At 73.1% G+C, this 6,936-nt stretch carries 8 protein-coding genes; 2 read left to right on the top strand and 6 right to left on the bottom strand.

Translation table 11 applies throughout. The features are described from left to right. Positions 1 to 248: 248 nt before the first annotated feature. From rplT to infC, 3 genes are all read right to left on the bottom strand, one after another. Positions 249 to 632, bottom strand: a complete 384-nt coding sequence (gene rplT, locus BZY54_RS09870) for a 50S ribosomal protein L20 (protein ID WP_014671645.1) — start codon at positions 630 to 632, stop codon at positions 249 to 251. Between the two features lie 127 nt (positions 633 to 759). Next, positions 760 to 954, bottom strand: coding sequence for a 50S ribosomal protein L35 (gene rpmI / locus BZY54_RS09875; protein WP_007829094.1), 195 nt, complete (start codon positions 952 to 954; stop codon positions 760 to 762). Between the two features lie 109 nt (positions 955 to 1,063). Further along, entirely contained in the window at positions 1,064 to 1,762 is a 699-nt protein-coding gene (infC, locus tag BZY54_RS09880; protein ID WP_086724606.1) for a translation initiation factor IF-3, read from the bottom strand. A 383-nt stretch (positions 1,763 to 2,145) separates the two neighbouring features. Here infC and BZY54_RS09885 point away from each other — a divergent pair, with 383 nt between their 5' ends. Further along, positions 2,146 to 2,523: a DUF1844 domain-containing protein gene (locus tag BZY54_RS09885; protein WP_086724608.1), complete on the top strand. Its 378-nt coding sequence runs from the start codon at positions 2,146 to 2,148 to the stop codon at positions 2,521 to 2,523. Positions 2,524 to 2,553: 30 nt separating this feature from the next. Here BZY54_RS09885 and BZY54_RS09890 read toward each other — a convergent pair whose 3' ends face one another. Beyond that, positions 2,554 to 3,291 carry an SseB family protein gene (locus BZY54_RS09890; protein WP_086724610.1) on the bottom strand — a complete coding sequence of 246 codons (738 nt, stop codon included), beginning with the start codon at positions 3,289 to 3,291 and terminating at the stop codon, positions 2,554 to 2,556. A gap of 105 nt (positions 3,292 to 3,396) precedes the next feature. On the opposite strand from BZY54_RS09890, the gene BZY54_RS09895 reads away from it, so the two are divergent. Beyond that, positions 3,397 to 4,389 (top strand): serine hydrolase, encoded by a 993-nt coding sequence (locus tag BZY54_RS09895; RefSeq protein ID WP_086724612.1) that lies wholly within the window; start codon positions 3,397 to 3,399, stop codon positions 4,387 to 4,389. 118 nt (positions 4,390 to 4,507) lie between these two features. Here the strand turns inward: BZY54_RS09895 and mycP are convergent, their stop codons facing one another. After that, entirely contained in the window at positions 4,508 to 5,701 is a 1,194-nt protein-coding gene (gene mycP / locus BZY54_RS09900) for a type VII secretion-associated serine protease mycosin (protein ID WP_086724614.1), read from the bottom strand. After that, on the bottom strand, positions 5,698 to 6,609 hold the full coding sequence (locus BZY54_RS09905) for a hypothetical protein (protein ID WP_244217064.1): 912 nt from the start codon (positions 6,607 to 6,609) through the stop codon (positions 5,698 to 5,700). The genes mycP and BZY54_RS09905 overlap by 4 nt, the downstream gene beginning before the upstream one ends. Positions 6,610 to 6,936 lie beyond the last annotated feature (327 nt).

Here is a 6,936-nt window from a genome sequence, read left to right on the forward strand (position 1 = left end):
CCAGGACGCGGGCGGAGCGGGGGGAGATGAGGTCGGGGCTCGCGGGGGGCATGCTCTTCACCTTCAGAAACTACTTTCCGCCGCAGCAACCTCATCAGCCACAGCAACTCATGTCCGCCGCAGCGGCGATCGACCACGACGGCGGAGTCCGGAGGTGCCGAACCCGCCGGAACCGCACGACACAACGGACCCGCAGGCACGAAGCCCACGGGTCCGTAAAGTCACGTCGGCCTAGAGCCGGCGCGGCGTCAGGCGGCCTTCGGCGCGTTGACGTCGCTCGGCAGAGCCTTCTGGGCGACCTCGACGAGGGCGGCGAACGCGCTCGCGTCGTTGACGGCCAGCTCGGCCAGGATCTTGCGGTCGACCTCGACGTTGGCGGCCTTCAGACCCTGGATGAAGCGGTTGTAGGTGATGCCGTTGGCGCGGGCCGCGGCGTTGATCCGCTGGATCCACAGCTGGCGGAAGTCACCCTTGCGCTTCTTGCGGTCGTTGTAGTTGTAGACCAGCGAGTGGGTGACCTGCTCCTTGGCCTTGCGGTACAGACGCGAGCGCTGACCGCGGTAGCCGGAGGCCTGCTCGAGGATCGCCCGGCGCTTCTTGTGGGCGTTGACTGCCCGCTTGACGCGTGCCACTTGATTGACTCCTTGTAGCGGGGCCGTGGTTGTCCTCACACGGCCCGGAAACGATTGGGTCCCGGTCCTGACGTACGGCGCGGGGGGTCAGCTGTGCGCGGGGCTCAGCCGATCGGGCGCCGCCGTGTCACTTGCCGAGAAGCTTCTTGATCTTCTTGGCGTCGCCCGGGGCCATCTCGGCGTTGCCGGTGAGGCGACGCGTCAGACGGGACGACTTGTGCTCGAGCAGGTGGCGCTTGCCGGCGCGCTCACGGAGCACCTTGCCGGAGCCGGTGACCTTGAAGCGCTTGCTGGCACCGCTGTGCGACTTGTTCTTCGGCATAGCGCCGTTCTCTCCTCGTAGGTGGCGCTCCGGTGCCCGGTCACGAAAACCGGGCACTGTGGAGCGTCGCTCTTGTATCGGATACATCCTGGGACTGGCGTCCCGGGAGTCACGCCTCGGCGGAAGCCTCGGCCGGGGCCTCAGTGGTCTCGGCCTCAGCGGCGTTCTGCGAGCGGCCCGGGTGGGCCTTCGCCTCGGCCTTGCGGGCCTCCTGCGCCTGGCGGGCCTCGGCCATCGCCTCGGTCTTCTTCTTGTGCGGACCGAGAACCATGATCATGTTGCGGCCGTCCTGCTTCGGGTTCGACTCCACGAAGCCGAGGTCCTGGACGTCCTCCGCGAGCCGCTGCAGCAGCCGGTAGCCCAGTTCGGGCCGGGACTGCTCGCGACCACGGAACATGATCGTGATCTTGACCTTGTCGCCCTGCTTGAGGAACCGGACGACGTGACCCTTCTTGGTGTCGTAGTCGTGCGGGTCGATCTTCGGCCGGAGCTTCATCTCCTTGATGACCGTGTGCGCCTGGTTCTTGCGCGCCTCACGGGCCTTCATGGCCGACTCGTACTTGAACTTCCCGTAGTCCATGAGCTTGCACACGGGCGGACGGGCGTTCGCCGCGACCTCGACCAGGTCCAGGTCGTACTCCTGCGCAAGCTCCAGTGCCTTCGCGAGCGGCACGATGCCGACCTGCTCGCCACTGGGACCGACAAGTCGCACCTCGGGAACGCGAATCCGGTCGTTGATGCGGGGCTCGGCGCTGATGGATCCTCCTCGGTAGCACCACGCGGCGGTCTGGCGGACAGCCGCGTACATCTGTGTACGTAAGACCTAACCGCGCCGAAGCAACAAAAATGCCCCGGACGATCACAGGCGGGGCTCCTCGAACTACCGGAGCGACCGCCGCGATGCCGCGGGGCGCGCTTTCGGGCGGATCGCCGCCACAAGGGACGGGACCGCCTGACCGGTGACCCGCCGCCCCTGAGGGCGGTCAGGTGGGAGTTCGAAGCCTCCACTTGTGGGCCGGGCTCGTTCTGTCCGGGGCGAACCCCTGGGACATCCGTGTCCGACCGGTCGTCACACAAGGTTAGCAGGATCGGTTGACAAGGGCTAATCGGCAAGGTGTGACGGCGATGCCGTCACGGCGACCGGCCGGGGCCCGGGCATGGCGGCCGTCGCCTGCCCCTATCGTGTGGGGCATGAGTGACACCTCCCCCTCGGAGACCCCCGAGACCTCCGGCAACCCCGACTTCGACGCCATGACCCGCGACATCGCCGAGGTCCCCGCCGTCGAGGTGATCGTGACGGTCGCCGTCAACCTGATGAGCGCCGCCGCCGTGAAGCTCGGTCTGACCGAGGAGGGCGACAAGTACAAGGACCTCGACGAGGCCCGCAAGCTGATCACCGCGCTCGCCGGACTGCTGGACGCGAGCACGACCGAGATCAGCTCCTTCCACGCGGCGCCGCTGCGCGACGGCCTGAAGTCGCTGCAGCTGGCGTTCCGCGAGGCGTCGGTCGTCCCGGACGAGCCGGGCCAGGGGCCGGGCGAGAAGTACACCGGGCCGGTCTACGGCTGATCCTCTCCCCCACCGCCTCGCGCGGCGGGGCTACTCCTTCACATACAGGGGCTCGCCCGGCGGCGTCGTCCCGGCCGGCAGCAGTGCCAGGTCGAGACCGCGCACCAGGCGGGCCCTCAGTGTGTCGCTGGCGGCCAGCCGCTCGGCGACGGCGCGGGCGGCCTCGGCCGGGGCCGCGGCGGCCTCCGGGTCGAGCACCAGGGCGAGGGTGCCGTCGGCCTGCCCGGGTCCGAGGTGGGCGCGGAGCACGGCCGGCTCGGCGGCCACCGCCTCCCGCACGGCCGCCACGACCGCCGGGTCCGCCAGCGGGTCGGTCGTCGTACGGCCCTCCGCGAGCGCGAGCAGCGCGGGCCCGGTCAGTTCGAACGGCACCGGCCCGGCGAGGTCCAGCACCACCGTGTCCGCCTTCTCGTGCGCGGCGGCCTGAAGGGCCTGGTGCAGGGGCACGGCGACGGGACGGGCCGCCGGGTCCCAGCGGGCCAGGGAGTCGGTGGAGGTGAAGGCGGGCAGCGCGGTGCGGTCGCCGGCCTTCAGGGTGGGCACGGCCATGTCGCTGGTCTTCTCGCGGCGCAGCCCCCGCTCGTCCTCCTCGACCTCGCCGAGGACGGCCACGACCGGGACGAGCAGCCGGGCGCCCTCGAGCGCCTGAAGGACGGGACCCACGGCGGTGCGGTCCTCGGCCCAGGCGGCGAGCGCCGCGCTCAGCCGGGGATCGGCGGAGCCGTCGTCGTCGGAGAAGCCGGGGTCGGGAATGTTCTTGTTCGCCACGGCTCCGACCCTATCCGGGGCCTTCACCGTTTTCTCAGGGTCCCCTGACCCACGTCTCACGCCGGCCCCACGGCGCGCACAGTCACCGCCAGAAGCATCCCGGGCATGGAGTCCCCGTCCGTCAGTGCCCGCCGTCACCGCCGTCGCCGCCGGGCGCGCCCGTCCCGGCGCCGGTCCCTGCTGTGCGCGGCCCTGGTCTGTGTCACCGTCGTGGGCGCCACGGCGGCGGGTGCCGCATATGTGAGGGCCGGGGCGGGCCCTGCCGGGCCTGGGCCCGTATCGTCGCCGGCGCCGTCCTCGTCACCGACGTCGTCCCCGGGGTCGGCGTCGGCGAGTGGGAGGGCATCGATGGAGACGGTGACGGACCAGGCGGCGGACCGTACGGCGCTGCTGGCCGAGGCGATGAAGTCGGTGGCGGCTGACGGTGCCACCGTGTCGGTGGCGGTGCTCGATCTCGGCTCCGGGCGGAGCGCCGGATACGGCGACGGCTCGTTCGACACGGCGAGCATCGTCAAGGTCGACATCCTGGCGGCCCTGCTGCTCCAGGCGCAGGACGCGGGACGGAGCCTGACCGCCCGGGAGAAGACGTACGCCACCGCGATGATCGAGGACAGTGACAACGACTCCGCCTCGGCGCTGTGGCGGATCGTCGGCGAGGCGGACGGCCTGGACGCGGCGAACCGCCGCTTCGGGCTGACGGACACCTCCGGGGGCGACGGCGCGCTGTGGGGCCTGACGCAGACCACGTCCGCCGACCAGCTCACCCTGCTCAAGCAGGTGTTCGGTGACGACGCGGACGCGAAGCTGAGCGCGGCCTCACGGACGTTCCTCCAGGGGCTGATGGGGCGGATCGCCGAGGACCAGCGCTGGGGTGTGTCGGCGGCGGCCGACGGCTCCGCGTGGGCCCTGAAGAACGGCTGGCTGCCACGCAGCACGACCGGGCTGTGGGTGGTCAACAGCATCGGGCGCGTGACCGCCGACGGCGACGACTACCTGGTGGCCGCCCTGTCCCGGGGCAACGCGACGAAGGAGAAGGGCATCTCGGTGGTGGAGGGGGCGGCACGGGCGGCGGTGTCGGTGTTCGCGGACGGGGCGTGACGCCGGTCCGCGCGCGGATGCGTGACGCGGGCTCCGCGGCCGGCGGAAGCCGCCTCGCCCAGGGTCTTTCGCGCCGGGCCACGCGAGCCCGGCACGATCCGAACGAAAGACCCTAGGTCTAAAACTGACGGAAGTCGGCCTGGTCGTCGTCCTCGCGGCGGCCGCGCCACAGGACGACCGCGACGACCAGCAGCACTCCCCCGGCGCTGCCGGCGAGAGGGCCGGCCCAGCCGGAGGCGGTGTCGTGCGCCTCGGCGGTGCCGGGGCCGGGGCCGAAGTACCTGTCGCCGTACGCCACCGCGTGCAGGCCCTGCGGTTCGAGGCGGTCCGCGGCCTTGAGTGCGGCGACCGGGTCGACCATGCCGAAGCCGCGGGAGTCGTCGCGGCCCCCGACGGGCGCGTTGCGGGCCGTGTCCTCCAGGAGCCTCTTGATCTGCGCGGGTGTCAGGCGGGGGTGGGCGGCCTTGACGAGGGCGACGGCGCCGGAGACGAAGGCGGAGGCCGCGCTCGTGCCCCAGCCCGCGTAGTACCTGTGGTCCGGGTCGGCGATGACGATGTCGACGCCGGGCGCGCTGACCGCCGCGTACCAGCGCCGGGTGGAGAAGTCGGCGCGGGTGCCGTAGCGGTCGACGGCGGTCGCGGCGATCACGCCCGGGTAGGCGGCCGGGTAGGAGATGTGGTCGCCCTTGTCACCGCCGTTGCCGGCCGAGGCGACGACGACGGTGCCCTTGCTCAGTGCGTACTGGACGGCCTCGTCCTCGGCCGGTTCGGGGTGGGCTGAGTCGGAGTCGTCGCCGAGGGAGAGGTTGATGACGTCGGCGCCGTGGTCGGCGGCCCAGCGGATGCCGTCGGCGAGGGCGTTGCCGCGGCTGGTGCGGGCGCGGGCGCGGGCGGAGTCGCCGTCCTCGAGGATCACGCGGACGGGAAGGATCTTCGCCTCGGGGGCGATGCCCATGACGCCGTCTGCGTCGCCGGGGCCGTGGCCGTGCCCGGCGATGATGCCGGCCATGGCGGTGCCGTGGCGGCCCCAGGTGCGGTCGCCGGGCCGGGCCCCGAAGCCGATGAAGTCCTTGGCGGGCAGGACGTTGCCCACGAGGTCGGGGTGGCCGCTCTCGACACCGGTGTCCAGGACGGCGACGGTGACGCCCTTGCCCTTGGCGACGCGCCAGGCCTGCTGGGTGTGCATGGCGTCCAGCGCCCACTGCTGGGCACGGATGCCGTCGGCGTGCGCGGCGGTGGCCGGCACGAGGGCGAGGGAGGCGGCCAGGAGCAGGCTCAGCGCGCTGCTCCTGCGGGTGATGACGGCTCTCACGAGGGCTTCTCCGTGTCCGTGGCCGAACCGACGGTCCTGCGCAGGCCCCGTTCGACGCGGTCGGCCAGTCCCTGGGCCTCGTTGCCGAGGCCGGCCTGGGCGGGGGCCGTGGTGGCGCCGGAGCGCATCGCGTCGGCGGCGGGCTGCGGGGAGTCGACGGTGCGGCCGTCGGCCCAGCCGGAGACGGCGTAGACGACCACGGGTGCCTCGGTCAGCACGGAAATGGTCCACGACGCGCGCTGCTTGTCGCCGAAGGCCGCGGCGACGGTGCCCTTGGCGGCGTACGGACGGGGCATCAGGTCGGTGCGCCGGGCGAGTCCCTCGTTCCTGAACCGGGCGGCGAGGGAGCTCATGGCGGGCGCGTCGGCCTTGGTGAAGAGCAGCCCCACGGTGGTGACGTAGCTCTGGGTGGAGTCGGTGTAGGTGGCGCGCAGCAGGCGCGCGCAGCCGACGGGGGTCAGGGCCTTGCGCAGCAGCGGGTCGAAGGCGTTCGCGCAGCCGCTGTCGGGTGCCACGGCAACGCGGGTCCAGGTGCGGTCGGCCCCGCCGGGACCGGCGCCGCCGCCCTCCACCGTGGGCGGGAACAGCCGGTCGACGGGGACGTTGTGCCACAGGCCGCCGGCCGTGGCGAACGTTCCGGCCGCACCGCCCTCCCCGGAGTCCCCGGTGAGCCAACTCCCGGTCACGGCACCGCCGATGAGGCCGAGCCCGAGGACGGCGCACACGGCCGCCGCCGCGGTGCGTGGCCGCACCCGGACGCCGAGCGCGCGGCCCCGCCCCCGCTCGTCGTAGCCCTCGGGCTCCCCGAGCGCCACGTAGGGCCGCGCCGCGTCGGGGGCGGTGCCGGGTGCTGCGGAAGCGCTCCACGACAGGGAGGGGTCGGGCGCCACGAACGGGCCCTGCGGCACGGCGGGGAATCCCGCCGTGGCCGCCGGCCGCGCCGGAGCTCCGACGACGGGCGTCGTCCCCGGACCACGGCCACGCACCGCACCGCCGTCGGGAGAGCCACCCTGGAGGGCGCCGGGGCCCGGGAATCCGCCGGCCGCCGCCGCGCGGCCGTCAGCAGGGCGGCCGTCGGCCGAAGAACCACCGTGGGGCATGGCCAAGGGCTCAGGTCCGGCCCCCTGTGGCCGCCCGAGCGGGCCGGGCACGCCGGGGAGACCGGCGTGAGCGCCTCTCTCGCCCGCGGCGCGCTCGCCGTGCCCGCCGGGGCGCGGCGAGCGCGCCGCGGGCGA

The organism is Streptomyces carpinensis (genome assembly GCF_002154505.1).
Classification (GTDB): Bacteria; Actinomycetota; Actinomycetes; order Streptomycetales; family Streptomycetaceae; genus Streptomyces; species Streptomyces carpinensis.